General features: G+C 71.2%; 16 protein-coding genes. 8 read left to right on the plus strand and 8 right to left on the minus strand.

What is annotated here, in order from left to right; all coding sequences use genetic code 11:
* Positions 1-2 precede the first annotated feature (2 nt).
* Positions 3-1,103 (plus strand): serine hydrolase domain-containing protein, encoded by a 1,101-nt coding sequence (locus ID574_RS02675; RefSeq protein WP_188187149.1) that lies wholly within the window; start codon positions 3-5, stop codon positions 1,101-1,103.
* Positions 1,104-1,430: 327 nt separating this feature from the next.
* Here the strand turns inward: ID574_RS02675 and ID574_RS02680 are convergent, their stop codons facing one another.
* From ID574_RS02680 to ID574_RS02695, 3 genes are read right to left on the minus strand one after another with little or no spacing between them, the layout of a single operon-like run.
* Positions 1,431-2,279, minus strand: a complete 849-nt coding sequence (locus ID574_RS02680; protein WP_188187150.1) for an ABC transporter permease — start codon at positions 2,277-2,279, stop codon at positions 1,431-1,433.
* Positions 2,276-5,341, minus strand: a complete 3,066-nt coding sequence (locus tag ID574_RS59385) for an alpha/beta fold hydrolase (protein WP_223166299.1) — start codon at positions 5,339-5,341, stop codon at positions 2,276-2,278. The genes ID574_RS02680 and ID574_RS59385 overlap by 4 nt, the downstream gene beginning before the upstream one ends.
* Positions 5,338-5,487 carry a hypothetical protein gene (locus ID574_RS02695; protein WP_188188382.1) on the minus strand — a complete coding sequence of 50 codons (150 nt, stop codon included), beginning with the start codon at positions 5,485-5,487 and terminating at the stop codon, positions 5,338-5,340. The genes ID574_RS59385 and ID574_RS02695 overlap by 4 nt, the downstream gene beginning before the upstream one ends.
* Positions 5,488-5,673: 186 nt before the next feature.
* On the opposite strand from ID574_RS02695, the gene ID574_RS02700 reads away from it, so the two are divergent.
* The 3 genes from ID574_RS02700 to ID574_RS02710 all read left to right on the plus strand — a co-directional run bounded on the left by ID574_RS02700 (position 5,674) and on the right by ID574_RS02710 (position 9,052).
* Positions 5,674-6,960 carry a cytochrome P450 gene (locus tag ID574_RS02700; protein WP_223166300.1) on the plus strand — a complete coding sequence of 429 codons (1,287 nt, stop codon included), beginning with the start codon at positions 5,674-5,676 and terminating at the stop codon, positions 6,958-6,960.
* A gap of 89 nt (positions 6,961-7,049) precedes the next feature.
* Positions 7,050-7,862 (plus strand): class I SAM-dependent methyltransferase, encoded by an 813-nt coding sequence (locus tag ID574_RS02705; protein ID WP_188187151.1) that lies wholly within the window; start codon positions 7,050-7,052, stop codon positions 7,860-7,862.
* 11 nt (positions 7,863-7,873) lie between these two features.
* A complete protein-coding gene (locus tag ID574_RS02710; protein WP_223166301.1) occupies positions 7,874-9,052 on the plus strand; it encodes a hypothetical protein in 1,179 nt (392 codons plus the stop codon).
* On the opposite strand, the gene ID574_RS02715 is transcribed toward ID574_RS02710, so the two are convergent.
* Positions 9,010-10,044: a copper resistance D family protein gene (locus ID574_RS02715; RefSeq protein ID WP_188187152.1), complete on the minus strand. Its 1,035-nt coding sequence runs from the start codon at positions 10,042-10,044 to the stop codon at positions 9,010-9,012. The genes ID574_RS02710 and ID574_RS02715 overlap by 43 nt on opposite strands.
* Positions 10,041-10,955 (minus strand): copper resistance CopC family protein, encoded by a 915-nt coding sequence (locus ID574_RS59390; protein ID WP_223166302.1) that lies wholly within the window; start codon positions 10,953-10,955, stop codon positions 10,041-10,043. Before ID574_RS59390 ends, ID574_RS02715 begins: the two co-directional genes overlap by 4 nt.
* A gap of 50 nt (positions 10,956-11,005) precedes the next feature.
* Between ID574_RS59390 and ID574_RS02725 the strand changes: the two genes are divergently transcribed.
* On the plus strand, positions 11,006-11,770 hold the full coding sequence (locus tag ID574_RS02725) for a class I SAM-dependent methyltransferase (RefSeq protein ID WP_188187153.1): 765 nt from the start codon (positions 11,006-11,008) through the stop codon (positions 11,768-11,770).
* Here the strand turns inward: ID574_RS02725 and ID574_RS02730 are convergent.
* Both ID574_RS02730 and ID574_RS02735 read right to left on the minus strand, forming a co-directional pair.
* Complete coding sequence (locus tag ID574_RS02730; protein ID WP_188187154.1) at positions 11,767-12,732, minus strand: AurF N-oxygenase family protein; 966 nt, start codon at positions 12,730-12,732, stop codon at positions 11,767-11,769. The genes ID574_RS02725 and ID574_RS02730 overlap by 4 nt on opposite strands.
* Positions 12,733-12,796: 64 nt before the next feature.
* Positions 12,797-13,396, minus strand: coding sequence for a TetR/AcrR family transcriptional regulator (locus ID574_RS02735; protein WP_188187155.1), 600 nt, complete (start codon positions 13,394-13,396; stop codon positions 12,797-12,799).
* Positions 13,397-13,663: 267 nt separating this feature from the next.
* Here ID574_RS02735 and ID574_RS02740 point away from each other — a divergent pair, with 267 nt between their 5' ends.
* Genes ID574_RS02740 through ID574_RS02750 form a run of 3 tightly spaced genes read left to right on the plus strand, consistent with a single transcriptional unit; the run spans position 13,664 to position 17,352 of the window.
* The gene (locus ID574_RS02740; RefSeq protein ID WP_188187156.1) at positions 13,664-14,830 is read left to right on the plus strand and encodes an acyl-CoA dehydrogenase family protein; all 1,167 of its coding nucleotides are present in this window, start codon (positions 13,664-13,666) and stop codon (positions 14,828-14,830) included.
* Positions 14,827-15,849 carry an acyl-CoA dehydrogenase family protein gene (locus ID574_RS02745; RefSeq protein WP_188187157.1) on the plus strand — a complete coding sequence of 341 codons (1,023 nt, stop codon included), beginning with the start codon at positions 14,827-14,829 and terminating at the stop codon, positions 15,847-15,849. The genes ID574_RS02740 and ID574_RS02745 overlap by 4 nt, the downstream gene beginning before the upstream one ends.
* Positions 15,850-17,352, plus strand: a complete 1,503-nt coding sequence (locus ID574_RS02750; protein ID WP_188187158.1) for an AMP-binding protein — start codon at positions 15,850-15,852, stop codon at positions 17,350-17,352.
* Here the strand turns inward: ID574_RS02750 and ID574_RS02755 are convergent.
* Positions 17,319-18,434 carry a C45 family autoproteolytic acyltransferase/hydrolase gene (locus tag ID574_RS02755; RefSeq protein WP_223166303.1) on the minus strand — a complete coding sequence of 372 codons (1,116 nt, stop codon included), beginning with the start codon at positions 18,432-18,434 and terminating at the stop codon, positions 17,319-17,321. The genes ID574_RS02750 and ID574_RS02755 overlap by 34 nt on opposite strands.
* Positions 18,435-18,463 lie beyond the last annotated feature (29 nt).

Consider the following 18,463-nt stretch of genomic DNA (forward strand, 5'->3'; position numbering starts at 1 on the left):
CCATGGCTGAGCTCCACGGCACCTGCGACGAACGTTTCGGCGAGGTACGCGAGATGCTGGCGTCCTCCCTCGACAGCGACGACGCCGTGGGTGGCGCCTCGGCTGCGGTGTACGTGGACGGCGAGCGGGTCGTCGACCTCTGGGGCGGCTACGCCGACGCCGAACGCACCATCCCCTGGCAGCGCGACACCATCACCAACGTCTGGTCCACCACCAAGCCCATGACGGCGCTGTGCGCACTGATCCTCGCCGACCGCGGGGAGCTCGACCTGACCGCCCCCGTGGCCGCGTACTGGCCCGAGTTCGCCGCCGAGGGAAAGGACCGCGTCCAGATCCGGCACGTCCTCTCCCACACCGCGGGCCTGCCGACCTTCGACGCGCCCATGACGGTCGAGGACCTGTACGACTGGGAGAAGGCCACGGCACGGCTGGCCGCGCAGACGCCACGCTGGGAGCCGGGCACCGAGAGCGGCTACCACGTGCTCACCCAGGGATACCTGATCGGCGAGGTCGTCCGCCGCATCACCGGCCGCACCCTGGGCACCTTCTTCGCCGAGGAGGTCGCCGGGCCGCTGGGCGCCGACTTCCACATCGGCCTGCCCGCCGAGCACGACCACCGCGTCGCCCCGGTCATCCCGCCCTCCGCCCCAGCAGGCTCCCGCCGGCCGGACGAGCCGTTCCACCCCGAGATCCAGGCCGCGGACGCGAACACCACCGGCTGGCGGCGCGCCGAGATCCCGGCCGCCAACGGTCACGGCAACGCCCGCTCGGTCGCCGCCATCCAGTCGGTCCTGGCCTGCGGCGGAACGCTCGGCGGCGTCCGCCTGCTGTCCCCGGCCGGTTGCGAACGCGCCCTGGAGGAACAGCACCACGGCACGGACCGCTACCTGGGCACCCGGATGCGGTACGGCATGGGGTACGCCATCCAGGGCGACCGCCGCGCGTGCTACTGGGGCGGGTGGGGCGGCTCCCTGGTCTTCGTCGACTTCGACGCCCGCATGACGGTGGCGTACGCGATGAATCAGATGATCGACGACGGCGGACTCGTCGACGACCGCGCCCTCGGCATCGTCCTGGCCGCCTACGGAAGCCTCCCCACCTGAACCCGCATACCCACGCATATGCGACCGTCAGGTCTCCACACCATCTGACCGGGACATGGCCCGCCGCCCTGAACGGGCCATACTCGAGGCCTGGACGATCCGCCGCTCAGGACGGCCGCACCCGGCCCCCCGAACCTGGCCGTACTTCGGGTTCGGGGCTGACCCGCCGCCCTGAACGGGTCGTACTCGGAGCCCCGGCGGACTCGCCGCCCTGAACGGGCCGTACTGCGGGTACGGAAGCTGCCCGTACTTCCGGCACGGACCGACCGGCCGTTCAGGACGGTCGTCTCACGGGCCGGACCGTCGCGGCTCTGGATCGAGGCTCCGCTAGCTCACCACGTCCTTGCGCCTGAAGCGGCGGAATGCCACCGCGATCAATAGGGCCGCGTACGTAATTGACACCGAGGCGCCCTTGGCCATGCCGCTCCAGTCGAGCTCCGGCGCCAGAGCGTCGAGCCAGGCGTTGTTCCAGAACGTGGGCAGGAACTCGCGCAGCACCCCCAGCGCCTCGACCGCCTGCAGGATGTTGCACACGATCCAGAGCCCGACCGCCCCGCCGACCGCGCCCAACGGCGAGTCGGTGAGGGTGGAGATCAGGAAGGCCAGCGCGGCCACGACGAGCTGGCTGACCAGGGCGTACCCGATCACGATGCCGAAGCGCGGCAGCACGTCGAGCGCCGGGATCGTCTCGCCCGTGCCGGGCACCTGGATGTCGTTCCACCCGAACGCCAGCGTGCCCGCCAGCAGCGCCATCAGCGGCAGGCAGATCACGGCCGCCGCCGAGTAGCCGAGCGCCACGATCAGCTTCTGCCGCAGCAGCCGGTCGCGGGGGATCGGCGCGGCCAGCAGGTAGCGCAGCGACGACCAGTTGGCCTCGCTGGCCACGGTGTCACCGCAGAACAGCGCGACCGCCACCACCAGCAGGAAGCTGGCCGACACCGACAGGGCGAAGGCGGCGAAGTTGAGCCCGCTCTCCGTCGCGAGGTCGGAGATGCGCAGCGCCGTCTGCGTCTGCCCGCTGCCCTGCGGCCCGAACTGGAACGCGATCACCAGGATCCACGGCAGCGCCAGCAGCAGCCCGAACATGACCATCGTCCGCCGCCGCTTGAACTGCCTGATGATCTCCACGCGCAGCGGGAGCGTACGGCGGGGCACGTAGCCGGTCGCGGCCGTCATGACTTGTCTCCGATGAGGTCGAGGAAGACGTCTTCCAGCCGCGGCCCGTGCCCGTTGCCGGTGGACGCGGCGGCGGAGGCGGAGGCGGAGGTGAGCAGTTGCGACACCGGCCCGGTGGAGACCAGCCGGCCCCGGTGCATGACCACGACGTGGCTGCAGGTCTGCTCCACCTCGGCGAGCATGTGACTGGAGACGATCACGGTACGGCCGTCGCGCGCGTAGCGCTTGAGCACCTCGCGCATCTCCCTGATCTGGGGTGGGTCGAGACCGTTCGTGGGTTCGTCGAGCACGAGCAGGTCCGGCAGCCCGAGCATGGCCTGCGCGATGGCCAGCCGCTGCCGCATGCCCTGCGAGTAGGTGCGTACGGCGCGCTCCAGCGCCTTGCCCAGGCCCGCGATCTCCAGCGCCTCGTCGAAATGGGCGTCGGCGGCCGGGCGTCCGGTGGCGGCCCAGTAAAGCTCGATGTTGTCCCTTCCGGACAGGTGCGGCAGGAATCCGGGCCCTTCGACGAACGAGCCGAGCCTGGACAGCACGGGCGCGCCCGGTGTGACGCGGTCGCCGAAGATCAGGATCTCGCCGTCGTCCGGCCGGATGAGGCCCATCATCATCCGCATCGTGGTCGTCTTGCCGGCGCCGTTCGGCCCGAGCAGGCCCAGCACCTGGCCCTGCTCGACCCGGAACGACAGGCCGTCGACGGCCAGCTCCCCGTTCCGGTACGCCTTCGTCAGCCCTCTGATCTCCAACGGCACCGGCTCGCCACTCGCCGCCTGCGCCGCCACCTCCGGGTTGCCCGGCTCGCGTATCACGCCATTGGCCACGAGATGGCCGTTCCGGACGGCCGCGTCCCGGGACTCCTCGCCGGAGGACGGGGTGACGGCCGAGGACTCATCCGACGACTCCCCATCGCCGCTCGCCGCACCCCCGGGCACGTCGCTCGCGTGACCGTTCACGGCGTCGACGGACTCATCGTCCGACGACTTGCCGTCCGAGACCGTGGAGGCGGGAACGTCGTGTGCCTCGCCGTTCGGGCTCGGGGCGTTCAAGCCGGCGGCGTCGCCGTTAGGCGTGAAGGCGGGGATGCCGTGCGTCTGGCCGTTGCCTGCTGCGGCCGGTACGGACTGGCGGCCGTCTCCCTCCACGCCGGATGCGACGGTCCGGCGGCGGGTCCGGGCGCCGGAGAGCGCGAGGGTCGAGGTGCGGCCCGTCGCCAGCAGGACGGCGGCGATCACCACGGCGGTCAGCGGCATCGCCCACACCCACCACGCCACCCCGGTCGGCGGGGCCGCCAGTGTGCGCACCGTCGGGACGGAGAGCGTGGGGGAGGCCAACGACACCTGGTACGTGGCAGGCTCGACAGGCGTCGCGAACCCCATGTCCGTCGTGGCCACCACCAGGCGGAGCCGGTGGCCGACGGCGAAGCGATGGTCGACGGCGGGCAGGGTGACCGTGGCCTCGACGCTGCCCGCGCCCTCGGGGATCGTCACTCGGATCGGCGCCACCAGCCCGGCGGGCAAGGTCGGCGGCTGCATGCTGTCGGCCACGTCGTAGAGCTTGGCGAACAGCGTCGCCTCACCCTTGCCCGTCACCTTGATCTTGACTGTGGTGCTGCCGGTGAGCTGGAGCGGGGCGGTGAGCGGCCGGGACTCGAAGGCGGCGCTCTGCCCCGGCATGTCGATCGACACGCCGCCGGTGTTCTGGCCGCCCAGCAGGCCGCCGATGCCGGGCACCGTCGAGATCGAGGCGGGGGCGCCGCCGGGCGGGTTGACGATGTTCTGCTCGGGGCCGGTCAGCTCCACGGTGGTGGTGTCGGTGCCCGCGAGGCCGGGGTAGGAGGCGGCCTCCGGGTGCAGGCGGATGCGCTGGCGGGTGCCGGGGTCGCGGCCGCCGTCACGCGTCACGGTGAAGGCGCTGACCGGCGGGGCGGTCTGAGCCGAGCCGTCACCCTTCAGGTAGCGGGCGAACCAGGCCGAGGACTGCTCGAACAGCCAGTCGGCCTCGCCGTTGCCGCCGTCGTGGCCGCCGTCGAACCAGGCCAGGCTGACCGGGGTGCCGTCGGCGGCGATGGCCTTGGCGTTGGCGTCGGCGTGGCTCAGCGGGAACAGCGAGTCGCGCTGGCCCTGGAGGAGCAGCGTGGGCGCCTTGATCCGGTCGGCCACGGTGATCGGGCTCGACTTGCGGAGTAGTGCGACGGCCTCGGGCGTGGCCCGGCCGTCCTTGGCGACCTTCTGGTAGATGTCGCAGATCGCGGGCAGGAACCTGCCGCACCGCGCCTGCTCGGGCGTCAGCGGCGCGGCCGCCGCCTGCCGCTGGCCCAGCGCGAAGCTGTCCAGGGAGACGCCCTGCCCGAAGAAGATGCCTGCCCACATGCGCTTGAACACGCCGCTCTCAGGCCCTTGGCCGGTGCCGGCGGCGCTCCCCGCGCCTTGGGCGGTGGTGCCGGTGCCGCCCTCCGTGCTCTGGCCGGTGGTGCCGTTGCTCTGGGCCGTCGTGGCCGTGGGGGTCTGGGTGGCGGCGTTGGGGAAGAGCGCGTCGGCCAGGTCGGACCACGTGATCTGCGGCACGATCGCGTCGACCCGCTGGTCGTGGGCGGCCGTCATCAGGGCGATGGCGCCGCCGTACGAGCCGCCCACGATGCCCACGCGCGGGTCGTTCGCGGCGTCGAGCCGGACCTCGGGACGCTTGGCCAGCCAGTCGATGAGCTGCTTGACGTCCTTGACCTCGTAGTCGGGGGAGTTGAGCGCGATCTCGCCGGTCGAGCGGCCGAAGCCGCGCGCCGACCAGGTCAGCACCGCGTAGCCGTCCTGGGCGACGCGGATCGCCTGCTGCCTGACGCTCTGCTTGCTGCCGCCGAAACCGTGGGCGATCAACACGGCAGGCGCCTTCCCGCCATCCGGCGGTGGGAAGAACGTCGTGTCGAGCTCCACCCGTTGGTCGTCGGCGGGCCCGTCGACGACGGTTATTCTCTGGTCCTGGCCCCGCACCTCGGGAGCCGACGGCCACACCAGCCACGTCGTCACCCCGATGAGGGCAAGTGCCGCTACCAGTGCGGCCACACGCTTCATGACGGGGAGCTTACTTTCCGCACCTGAGAAATCTCTGAGACGGCGCTCACGTCGGGATCGCCCGCGTGGTGCCTGGTGCCGTCGCCCTGCGGGAGCCGGAAGGCGAACCGGTCACGGAGCATCGCCCGCGCGTCTGCTGGAGTCACGCGCTCATCATGCACGCCCGGCCCTCCCGGCGACGCCACGAGCACCGGTCCTGTGGACAACCCGGCGGAGGCCGCTCTCGCCTGTGGACGACGGTGCCCGGGCGCTTGCCTGCGGACTGCGCAAAGGTCAATATCGTACGCGAGGACGCGATCTTGACGTATGCCCGACGAGGCAAGGAGGCTCAGGTGACGGTCCACCAGGCAGCAGTGGAGGTGTTCCTGCCGTCCACCTACGCGGAAGCCGTGCCGTACGACCTGCTGGCCCATCTGAGGCGCGAGACCCCCGTCTGCTGGATCCCCGAGCCCGCCATCGGCCCGTGGCGTGAGGGCCCGGGCTACTGGGCCGTCTTCAGGCACGCCGACGTCAAGCAGGTCCTGCGCAACACGGAAGACTTCTCCTCCCACCTCGGCGCCACCCAGCTCCGCGACTTCGACACCCCCGCCGACCTGGCCTTCGTCCAGAACATGATGGTCAACATGGACGCGCCCGACCACGCCAGGCTGCGCAAGATCGTGGCGGCGGCCTTCACGCCGCGCGCCGTGCGGGCGCTGGAGCGGACGATCGCCGAACGCGCGGCGGCGCTGTTCGCGCAGGGCGAGTGCGACTTCGTGGAGATGACCGCCGACCTGCCCGTGTGGACGCTGGCCCACGTCATGGGCTTCCCGGAGCAGGACAGGCGGCTGCTGTACGACTGGGCGTCGCGGGTCATCGGCTACCAGGACGCCGACCACGCCGACCTCTCGACGGCCGACGTGGAGTCCCTCACCCCGATGGGCCGCCGCGCCGTCGCGCTGAGGCCCAGGCTCGAGCCCGGGACGAATCCGCGCTCCAGGGCGGCGCTGGCCGACGTGTTCGCCTATGCGCACGACCTCGCCGAGGCCCCCGCCGACGACGAATCCCTCATGGCGGCCATGAGGAAGGGCGGCCTGACCGTGGAGGAATTCGAGAACATGTTCTCTCTCTTCGCCGTCGCAGGCAACGAGACCGTCCGCAACGGCATCCCGGGCGGCCTCCTCACGCTCCTCCAGCACCCCGCCGAGCTGGCCCGCCTCCGCGACGACCCCTCCCTGCTCGACTCCGCCATCGAGGAGATGCTCCGCTTCTGGCCGCCGGTCATGCACTTCCGCCGCACGGCCACGCGCGACCTCACCCTGGGCGGCCACGACATCCGCGCGGGCGACAAGGTGGTCGTCTACCACGTCTCCGCCAACCGCGACCCGTCCGTCTTCCCCGACCCCGACCGCTTCGACATCGCACGCACCCCGAACGACCACGTCAGCTTCGGCTTCGGCCCGCACTTCTGCATCGGCGCCCACCTGGCCCGCGCCCAGATGCGCTCGATCTTCAGGGAACTGCTGGCTTGGGACGTCGAGCTCGCGGGCGCCCCCCAAAGGCTCACGTCGAACTTCCAGAACGGCCTCAAGCACCTCCCCGTACGCCTCACAAGGCGCCGCTCACCAAGCCGCCCATAAAGCGCTCGCCAAGCCGCCCAGAGAGCGCTCACCAAGCCGGCCGAAAAAGCGAATGCGGCACGATCAAGCCCACCTTAGGCTCGGGCGCCATGGACTATTTGACGACGAACCGGGCCAACTGGAACGCACGCGTCCCGATCCACGTCGCCAGTGACTTCTACGACGTCGAGGGCTTCAAGGCGAGCGGCCGGAGCCTCCTCAGGCCGTTCGAGGTGGCGGAGGTGGGCGACGTGTCCGGCCGCCGCCTGGCGCACCTGCAGTGCCACATCGGCCTGGACACGCTCTCATGGGCCAGGCTCGGCGCCGAGGTGACCGGTCTCGACTTCTCCGACGCCGCCATCACGCAGGCCAGGGCCATCGCCGCCGACTGCGGCATCCCGGCGCGCTTCGTCACCGCCGACGTGTACGACGCCGCCGAGGCGCTCGGCGAGACGTACGACATCGTCTACACCGGCATCGGCGCCCTGGTCTGGCTGCCCGACGTCACCCGCTGGGCGGAAACGGTCGCCGCGCTCCTGAAGCCGGGCGGATTCCTCTACCTCGCCGAATTCCACCCGTTCGCCGACACCCTGGACGACGAGACCGGCACCACCGTCACCCTCGACTACTTCACCAAGGGTCCGCACCTCTGGGAGGAGGCCTACACCTACACCGGTGGGAAGCTGGCCGAGCCCATGATGACCCTGCAGTACCAGCACGGCCTCGGCGAGGTCGTCAGCGCGGTGACGGCGGCGGGCCTGCGGCTGGAGTTCCTGCACGAGCACGACCACACGCTCTTCCGCCGCTTCGCCACGCTGTCCCAGGACGACACGGGCTACCGCGCGCCGGAGGGCGCCCCCAGGGTGCCGCTCATGTACTCCCTGCGGGCGTTCGCCGATGGCGTTCCCGCCAGGGAACCGTAAGATTCTCTCCCGTGAAGTCTCCAGCATCGATAAAGAAGGCCGCGGACTGGGCCTTGCCCTACTGGACCCGGGGCCAGGCGGGGCGCGAGACGCCGCAAGACCTGTTCAGGGTGCTCTATTTCGGATGGCTGGCGGCGCTCACGCTCAAGCTGCTCGGCTCGGCCTGGGACGTCTCGTGGCACTTCAAGTGGCTGCGCGACGACCTGGCCCCGCCGCACCTGCTCAACTCCGCCGGCACGGCCCTCGCCGTCGCGCTGACGATCATCCACGGCTACACCGGTTACGGCGTCGACAAGGCCGCGCTCCGGCTGATCCAGTGGGGCACCGGGATCTTCCTGGTCGCCGTCCCGCTCGACCTGATCAACCACCGCGTCAACGGGCTCGACATCACCTCGTGGAGCCCGTCGCACATCATGCTCTACGTTGGAACGTTCTTCATGATCGTCGGCGTGATCCGCGGCTGGTTCATGGGGGCGCCGCCGGGGCGCGAGCGCACGGTCGTGCTGGGCGCGTTCCTCGCCTTCCTCCTGGAGACCGTGCACTTCCCCGAGCAGCACCAGGAATACGGCATCCTGTCGATTGGCGCCTGGGACAACGGGGCCACCTACGCCGAGCCGATCCTGCTCCAGTTCGCGGCCGACCAGATGGGTCGCCCGGTGGACCGGACCATGATGACCGGCTTCGCGCTGCCGGTGCCGGACTTCCTCTACCCCGTCTACGCCGTCGTCGCCGGGCTGTCGGTGCTGGTGGTGGCGCGGCTGCTGATCGGCAGGTTCGGGGCGGCCACCCTCGTGGCGGCCGCGTACGTCGGCTTCAGGACGCTGGTCTGGCCGCTGCTGACGTTGACCGGGTTCCCGCCGTCGGCGGTGCCGTTCTTCCTCGTGGTGGCCGGGCTGCTGGTGGACGCCGCGTTCCTGGTGCGCATGCCGGTGGCGCGCGCCGTGCTCGGGGCCGCCGGCGCCACCGCCGTCGCGTACGGCGCGCTGGTCGCGCAGAGCGCGATCATGGGTGTGGTGTACGGCGCCCTCATCGGCCACGAGGGACTGCTGGGCGCCCCTCCTCTGGCCACGTCGTCCGCCGTGTGGGCCGGCCTGGGGCTGCTGGCCGCCTGGCTGGCCGTCGAGTGGGTCGCGGGCAGGCGCGACCTTCAGCCGATCGAGGCGCGGGTGATCGCCACCGCCACCCCGTAGGCCAGGCCCATGACCGCCACCTCGGCCGCCGCCCATCCCACCAGGGCGGTGGCCCGGCCCCGGCGTACGGCGGGCAGCAGACGGAAACGGATGTGCGCGGCCAGCGGCACCAGCAGCGCCACCAGCGCCGTCTTGACCACGACCAGCAATCCGTACGGGCTGGTCACGATCGCGCCGGGCAGCGTCACGCCCGGCGTCAGCGCCATCGTGCCCAGCCCCGTGCCCAGGCCCGACAGGCACACCAGGAGCAGGCAGACCGTGGCCATCCTGGAGAACTTCGGCAGCACCCGGGCCAGCAGGTCCTTGTGGGGCGCCACGAACACGGCCGTCGCCACCAGCCCGCCCGTCCACGCCGCCGCGCCCATCACGTGGATCTCCATCGAGACCATGATCGGGTCGTGCCAGACCGAGTTCACGGCGTGGCCGGTGACCGGGATCGGCAGCAGCCCGAACAACGCCACGATCACCCGCAGCTCGGCCGGCACCTTCTCTCCGAACCGCACCGCCATCAGCCCGATGCCGGCCGCCGCGAGCGCGCACGCCGCGCTGAACAGCAGGCCCTGGCCCGTGCCGACATTCCCGACATAAGCGGCGATCATCCCGAACGTCGGCACGCCGGCACCGGGATTCAGCTCGGCCGTCTGGAACACGATGGTGAGCAGCGCGCAGACCGCCCACGCCCAGGCGGCGATCACGGCCAGCGGGCGCACCCTGAGCAGGACCGGCTCGGTGCGGTCGGGGTCGTCGAAACCGAGCAGCTTGGGCAGCAGGCTCAGCCCGACCACGGCCACGGCCGCCACGTCGAGCAGGACCCGGACGATGGGCAGGCCGATCGCCACGATGGGGCTCGGCATGGGGATGCCGGGTACGGACTCCTGGGCCGTGAGCGTGCTCGCGGTCACGGCGGAGACGACCGCGCACACCCCGAACGCGCCGGCCACGAGCCGCCCGCCGAGGCGCTGCCGGGGGAGAGCAGGAGCGCTGACGCTCACGAACGCGCCCCCTCGGCCTCGGAGCGCGGCACACCGGTCACCTCGTCGAACGCCCCCGCATGTCCGGGCGCCTCGTCCTCCGCTGCCCGGCCACCGCTCGCTCCTGCTGCGCCGCCGTGCCCGATGCCCGCGTCACGGGTGCCGGCCGAATGGGGTGCGGTGCGGAGGTCGTGTGTCATGGCGGGTGCGCCGGTTGCGACGGGCGTCGCGGTGCCTCCGCCGCCATGCCGGGCGGTCGTGTCACTGGCGCTGGGCGGGCCCGCCATCGTGACCGGCCCGCCGGCGGTGCTGAGCGCCGTGCCGGAGCGCGGACCGGCCGGATCCGGCGTTGGGGCGGGGTCTGTGTCAGGGGCGGGTGCGCTGGTCACGGCGGTGGCGGGGGAGGCCGGGGTGGAGCGGCGGAGGGCGACCGCGGTGCCCCCGGCCAGGAGCAGCAGGGCGCCGACGATCCAGACCACGGCCATGCCGGCCCCGCCGTTGGCCGCCGCCTCCGCGGCCTCCGCGCTGGAGCCCTGTGCGGCCTCGCCCGCGGTGACCCCGGAGGCGTCCGCGGCCAGGCTGAAGGTGATCTTCCCGGTCACCGGGTGCCCGTCGGCCGACAGGATCCGGTACCCCACCACGTACGCCCCTCCCGCCCGCAGCGGCTTGACCTTCACCGACACCCGCTCGGCCGCCACGACGGCGCCCCCGTCGGCCCACGCGGACCCGTCCGCCCCCGTGACCTCCACCTGCGCGTACCCCTGGCGCACCGCCTGGTCGAACACCAGCGTCACCCGCGCCGGCGAGGCCGCCAGCACGGCCCCGTCCTTCGGGTCGCTGCCGATCAGCACGTTGTGCGCCTGGGCGCCGGGGGGAGGGGCGATCCCCACCGCGGCGCAGGCGAGCAGCAGGACCGTCAGTAGCCGCCTCAAAGCTCAAACCCTCCGTAGAACATGTCCCGAACCCGTATATGGTGCCACCCATGACAGACCTGTTCGGCGGCGCGGCGCCGTATTACGCCAGATACCGCGCCGACCACGGCGACGCGGCGATCGAGCACCTGGCCAGGACGTTCGGGCAGGACAGCAGCGTGCTGGACCTCGGCTGCGGCCCGGGAACGGTGGCGATCCCGCTGGCGCGGCACGTGCGCGAGGTCGTGGCCGTCGACCCGGACGAGGAGATGCTCGCCGAGGGCGGGCGCCTGGCGGCGGACGCGCCGAACATCCGCTGGCTCCGCGGCGACTCCACGACGCTGCGCGAGCTGCCGCCGTTCGACCACGTCGTCATGGGCAGGTCGTTCCATTGGATGGACCGCCGCACCGTGCTGGCCGAGCTGGACGAGCTGCTCCCGCCGGACGGCGTCGTCGCGCTCGTCGGCCCGGGGCGCGACCCCGGCGAGGATCCCTGGGAGCCGGTGATGCGGCGGGTACGCGCGGAGTTCGGCCTGGGAGAGATGACGGCCACCAACTCCTACCAGGTGAGCGGCGAGCACCATCACGACGTGCTGGCCACCTCGCCCTTCTCCGACCTGGACTCGACCGAGTACGAGCGGCGCCTGACCCACGACGTCGACGAGGTGATCGGCCTGCAGCTGTCCTTCTCCTTCAGCACGCCCGCCCGCCTCGCGGACCGGCTGACGGCCTTCACCGAGACGACCAGGAACGCGCTCCTGCAGAGCAACCCGTCAGGCAGGTGGGAGCACGTGACGGTGACCGAGGTGCTGATCGCCAGGCGCCCCGAAAGCTAGGCCCAGATGCCCATGGCCCGCCAGACGCGCCGGGTGAGCGGGTTGACCAGCCCCAGCTCGGCGCAGAGCTCGCGGGTCTTGCCGACCGAGTCGCGAAGCTCCTGCTTGGCGGCCGCGTTGCGGAGGTAGACCTCGGACACCACCTTCGCGGGGATCCGGAAATGCCTGATCATCGCCCCGGGCGGCGCCAGCATGATGCGGGCCATCACGCCGAGGATGATCGGCGCCGCGACGCCGAGCATGAGCCGCCGGTACGCGGGCATCCGCGGCACCCGGTTACGCAGGTAGTGCCGGGCGAAGGAGATGTGCCTGGCCTCCTCCGCGATGTGGATGCGCATGATCGTCTCTTCCAGCGGATGGTGGGCCCGCCCGTCTTTGAGCACCTTGCGCTGCACGTGGTCGATCGGGTCCTCGCCGCCGAGCACGAACACGAAGAACAGCTCGGTCGAGATCAGCGGGATCCACGGCGCGACCTGGGCGATCAGCGACAGCGGCCCCGGCATGCCGCGGATCGGCAGCCCCGTACGGTTCACGAACTCCTGGAACATCATCCCGTGATGTCCCTCTTCGATGGTCTCGTGATAGACGTACCGGAACTCCGGCGCCCCGTTCGGCAGCCGGTAGGCGTAGTTGAGCAGGCCGCGTTTGAGCAGGTTCTCGAACTGCAGCCCGATCTTCATGGCGGTGGCCACCCGCCACAGCCCGATCTCCGCCCGCACCTCGGGCGGCCGGCTCTGGTACCACGGATGGCCGCCCAGCTTGTCGACCTCGGGCAGCTCCCAGCGCGGGTCGGCCGGATCGACGAGGAACTCCGGGTCATCCCACGGGATGTCCCGGTACGGCTCCCAGTGCTTGTCGACCGACGCCTTCGAGAGGCGTTGGATGACCGCTTCGTAGGCGCTGCGGCTCGCGACCTGCTCGTCGCTTTCCCTGGCGGCGGTAGAGCTCGGTGCGGGTGTCATCGCGTGCCCTCCTCTCCTCGCCAAGTAATTGTACGAAGCGTCCAATAACTCGGGAAGAGTGGGGTCACAGCTTTTCGGCGGACATCCCGAGCTCGTTCGCCGCCGCCGTGCGGATGAGCATGTTGGCCTTGCGCCGCGACAGCGCCTTGGGATGCACGTGCGTCTGGATCGCGAGCCCGTCGATGAGCGCGAAGATGCGCCAGGCCGCCGAGTCGGGATCGGCGCAGTCGAACTCGCCGCACTCCACGCCGGCCTCGATGATCGCGCGCAGCAGCAGGCGGCCCTGCGTGTCGATCCGGCGCGAGAGCTCCTCCAGCTCCGGGCTGCGCATCGCCTCCGCCCACGCGTCGATCCACAGGCGCCAGCCCTCGGTGGGGGTCGCCGGTGAGCAGAGCCTCAGCAGGCTGCGCAGCCGCTCGAGCGGCGTGCCCGCGGATCGCTCGACGTCGCCGAGCGCGTCCAGGTGGAGGCGGGCCGCGTACGCGAAGGCCTGCGCGAACAGCCGTTCCTTGTTCTCGAAGTGGTAGAAGAGCAAGGCCTGGCTGACGCCTGCGGCTCTGGCGATGTCGATGGTCCTGGTGTGGCCGAACCCCTGCTCCGCGATCACCTCGCAGGCCGTCTTGAGGAGATCCTCACGCCGTAATCGGCTGAAACCTGATGTCACAACGGGTAACTCATTTCACAATGATGAAACTTCTACTTCTTGTCATTCCTGGAACGAACCGGACGTGACCGGATCTCCTCTCGACACTTACCGTGATCATGGTAACGGTGGGGCCCCTGGGGTTTAGAAAGGGCCGAAAACGTTTCAGTACCCGCTATTCGCCCTCGTCAGTCCTTTCGGGCCGGCATCCGTAGTACGAACGCCATGCTCTATGCGTGATGCGGCCGCCTGATTAGAGTAAGTGAGCACTGATACGAAGGAGACGACGTGAACCTTGCTGAGTATCGGCGTGCCGCCCGTGCCTGGCTGGAGGAGAACGCCCAGGCCGGCGACCGTCCCGAGGCAGGCGACCTCGCCCGGGCCAAGGAGTTCATGGCCAGGTTCTACGACGCCGGCTACTCCGGCATCACCTGGCCCGCGCGGTGGGGCGGCCAGGGGCTGACGGAGGCGGAGGAACGCGCGTTCGCCGCCGAGGCGCGCCACTTCACCCTGCCCACGTACGTCTTCTCGATCGGCCTCGGCATGACCGGCCCGACCGTCCTCGACCGGGGCACCGACGAGCAGCGCGAGCGCTTCATCCGGCCGCTGCTGCGCGGCGAGGAGATCTGGTGCCAGCTGTTCTCCGAGCCGGGCGCGGGCAGCGACGTGGCCAGCCTGCAGACCAGGGCCGTCCGCGACGGCGACCACTGGGTGGTCAACGGCCAGAAGGTGTGGACCTCGATCGCTCAGTACGCCGACTGGGGCCTGCTGCTGGCCCGCACGAACGTGGACGTGCCCAAGCACAAGGGGCTGACCATGTTCGTGGTGGACATGCACCACCCGGGCGTGACCGTCCGGCCGCTCAAGGACATGTCGGGCAGGGCCAACTTCAACGAGGTCTTCTTCGACAATGTGACGATCCCCGACGAGCACCGCGTGGGCGAGGTCGACGACGGCTGGAGCGTGGCCGTCACGACGCTGCTGCACGAACGGCTGTCGATCTCGGCCGGGGTCGGCATGGGCGGGCAGAAGGACAACCCGGCCTCGCTGGAGGCGCTGCGCCAGGCGGTCGACACGAGCGACCCGCTGGTCCGCGACCAACTCGTCGAGCTGCACATCCGCAGCCGCGCGCTCGCGCTGTTCAACCAGCGGCTGGCCCAGGAGACCGAGGCCGGGATCTTCCCCGGCGCCCGGGGCAGCGCCGCCAAGCTGCTGCTGGCCGAGCTCACGTTGTTCCAGGCCGACCTGGCCACACAGCTCGTCGGCCCCGAGTCCGTGGTGGCCGGCCACCCGCTCGCGCAGGCGATCTCCCTGGCCCCGGGCTTCGCGCTGGGCGGCGGCACCAACGAGATCATGCGCAACATCATCGGGGACCGCGTGCTCGGCCTGCCGCCCGAGCCGCGCGTGGACAAGACCGTGCCGTTCAAGGACCTGAAGGTGGGGACCCAGGCGTGAAGCTCGTACTCAGCCAGGAACAGCAACAGCTGCGCGAGTCCGTACGGTCCTTCCTGCGCGCCGCCTCGCCGCTGCCCAAGGTCCGCCACGGCTACGACCCGCAGGTCTACGCCCGGCTCAACGGTGAGCTGGGCCTGTCGGGCCTGATCGTCCCCGAGGAGTACGGCGGCGCGGGCGCGGGCATGGCCGAGCTGGCGGTCGCGCTGGAGGAGACGGGCGCGGCCCTGCTGCCGGGACCGTTCCTCGCCACCGCGTTCGCCGCGATCGCCCTCACCAGGACCCCCGACAAAGAGCTCCTTTCCGGCATCGCCGAGGGCCGCGTCGCGGCCACGCTCACCGAGCACGAGCTCGCCTGCGACGGCACGACCGTGCGCGGCACGCTGACGCAGGTGCTCAGCGGCATGGAGGCCGACGTGCTCGTCGCGCCCGCGAGCACCGGCGACGGCATGGTCATGGTCGCCGTCGAGCTCGGCGCGCCCGGCGTCAGCAGAACCCCGCTGGAAACCCTCGACGTCACGCGCGGCCAGGCGCGGGTGGTCCTGGAGGGGGCGCCGTGCCGGGTGCTCGGGCCGCAGCCCGAGAGCGGGATAGGAGACCGGCTGTGCGTGGCGGTGGCCGCCGAGCAGCTCGGCGTGATGCGGGCGGCGCTGGACGCCATCGTCGCCTACGCGAAGATCCGGGTGGCGTTCGGCCGCTATATCGGCTCTTATCAAGGGGTGAAGCACAAGCTCGCCGACATGCACTGCAAGCTCGAACAGGCCGAGTCCATCGTCAGGTACGCGGCCTGGGCCGCCGACGAGGCGCCGGACGAGCTGCCCGGCGCCGCCGCGCTCGCCCAGGCGTACGTCGGCCGCGCCTGCTTCGAGGTGGCCCGCGACCACCTGCTGCTGCACGGCGGCATCGGGTACACCTGGGAACACGACGCGCACCTGTTCTACAAGCGAGCCAAGGCGGACGAGGTGCTGCTCGGCCCGCCCCGTCTTCACCGCGCCCGCCTCGCACAACTGCTGGAGCTGTAAATGGACCTGAGCGAGACGCCCGGTTTCTACGCCATCGCCGCCGCCGACCCCGACCGCCTCGCCGTGATCGACTCCGACGGCACCCGCACCACGTACGGGCAGCTGCTCGCCAAGGTCAACCAGGTCTCCCACGGGCTCAGGGCCCGCGGGCTCGCCACCGGCGACGTGGCGGCGGGCGTCCTGCCCAACGGGATCGACGCGGTGATCATGCTGATGGCGACCGGGCAGATCGGCGTCTACTACGTGCCGATCAACTGGCATCTGACCGCGTCCGAGGTGGCGTACATCCTCAAGGACTGCGACGCCAAGGTAGTCGTCACCGGCCCCGACTTCGCCGTGCCCGGCGCGGAGATCGGCACGGACGGGCTGGCCGATGGGCAGCCCGTGGACGCGCCGGCGGACCGCACCTCCGGGGCGGTCATGTGGTACACCTCCGGCACCACCGGCTTCCCCAAGGGGGTGCAGCGGCCGCTGCCGGGCGCCGCGCCGGAGGCCATCGTGCCGCTCTACATGTGGTTCCTCGGCGAGGTCGTCGACCTGCGACCGGGCGCCGAGGTGCACCTCGTGACCTCGCCGATGTACCACTCCGCGCCGTGCGCGCACACCCAGTTCGCGCTGCACCTCGGGCACACGGTGGTGATCACGCCCAGGTTCGAGCCGGTGAAGATCCTCGAGCTGATCGAGCGGCACCGGGTGTCCAACGCGATGATGGTGCCCACCATGTTCCACCGCATGCTGCAACTGCCGGAGGAGGTCCGCTCCCGCTACGACGTCTCCAGCCTGCGCCAGGTGATCCACACGGCCGCCGCCTGCCCGGTCGCGGTCAAGCAGCAGATCATGGACTGGTGGGGGCCGGTGCTGTACGAGTACTACGGCTCCACCGAGTCGGCGATCGCGTTCGCGGTCAAGCCGCACGAATGGCTGGCCAGGCCGGGCACGGTGGGGCGGCCCGCGCCCACGTTCGAGGCCAAGATCCTCGACGAGGACGGCAACGAGCTGCCGCCCGGCGAGCCCGGACTGATCTACGTCAAGTCCAGCCTCGGGAAGTTCGAATACCGCAAGGACCCGGAGAAGACGGCCGCCAGCATGCGCGGCGAGTGGTACACCCCGGGCGACATCGGCTACCTCGACGCCGACGGCTACCTGTTCCTGTGCGACCGGCGTACCGACCTGATCGTCTCCGGCGGCGTCAACATCTACCCCGCCGAGATCGAGGCCGCGCTGCTCGAACACCCCGCGGTGGCGGACGTGGCCGTCATCGGGGTGCCCGACGCGGAGTGGGGGCACAACGTGGTCGCGCTCGTGCAGCCCGCCGGCGGGGTCGAGCCGGGGCCCGAGCTCACCGCCGAGCTGCTGGAGCACTGCGGGCCGCGCATCGCCAGGTTCAAGCACCCGAAGGTGGTCGAATACCGCTCGACGCTGCCGCGCACGCCCACGGGCAAGCTGTCGCGCTCCAAGGTCCGCGCCGACTACCTCGCGGAGAACACCAGCTCCTCGCTGTAGCGGCGGCCCTCGCCCAGGTAGAAGCGGGTGGAGAGGGTGCGGTCCGCGGTGTCGAAGACGGTGCTCCACAGCGTGCGGAACGGCACGGCGGGGTCCTCGGCCTGCTCGACCGCGCGCAGGCTGTCCCGCAGGTCCTGACCCGACATGGTGGCGCCCTTGCTGCGCTCGTACAGCGTGCGCAGCCGGGCGAAGGTGCCGAAGGACGCCGGACTGTCCTGCGGCAGGTTCATCGGGTCCGGGTTGCGGTGCAGCAGGTGATTGGTGACGCACAGCGGGCCGTCGCCGAAGTCGATGACGTGCTCGCTGCCGTCCCTGCCGCGCTCCCACACGAAGGCCTGCCCGTTGGCGTCGGCCACCAGGTAGTGCAGGGGCGTGCCGAAGTCGTAGTGCTTGGCGCCCAGCAGCGCCTGCTTGGCCTGGTCGACGTTCTCGCAGGTGTCCACCAGGAACCTGGGCAGCTGCACGCTGGCCAGCCCCACCTGCGGCGCGAAGCTCTCCGGCGGCGCGGCGCTCTCGAAGTCGGCCACCAGCAGCATGACCGCCAGGCCCGCCGAGTTGATGCCGTCCATGCAGCCGTCGAGGTCGTTCATGGTGATCACGGTCGACGAGAGCCCCTCGTCGGGCACCGTCGTGATCACGTAGGGGCGCGAGGCCATCGGCAGCTCGCCGGGCCGCGGGGTTCCGCCCATGATCTCGCTGGTGGTCGTGGGGAAGAAGTCGTAGTTGCGGCCCACCCGGCCGTGGCCGTCCGCGGCGGCCGACGGCGGAATCCACAGGGCCGAGCAGCCGAAGCCCTCGGGGATGTAGCTCAGGCTGTCGAGGGCCAGGTCGTCCTGGTCGGGGTCGAGGCCGAGGGCCGCCGCCGCGCCGTCCATGCGGGCGTGGTGCTGCGGCCAGTGCCGCTCGAACCAGGTCCGGCGGGCCCGGCTCACGACCGGGTCGACCGGCATGGGCGACCAGCCGAGCCTGCGGGCCTCCTCGGCCAGCGCCCTGCCGATCTCGAACTGGCTGCCGGTGAGGGTGAGGTGGTGGACGAGCTGGAAGTCGTCCCGGCTGCCGGCCACACGCGTCATGTTCGTCATGCCACCGAGCCTGCGCCCGCCCGCTGACC

It is taken from the genome of Nonomuraea sp. SYSU D8015 (assembly GCF_008065375.1).
Classification (GTDB): Bacteria; Actinomycetota; Actinomycetes; order Streptosporangiales; family Streptosporangiaceae; genus Nonomuraea.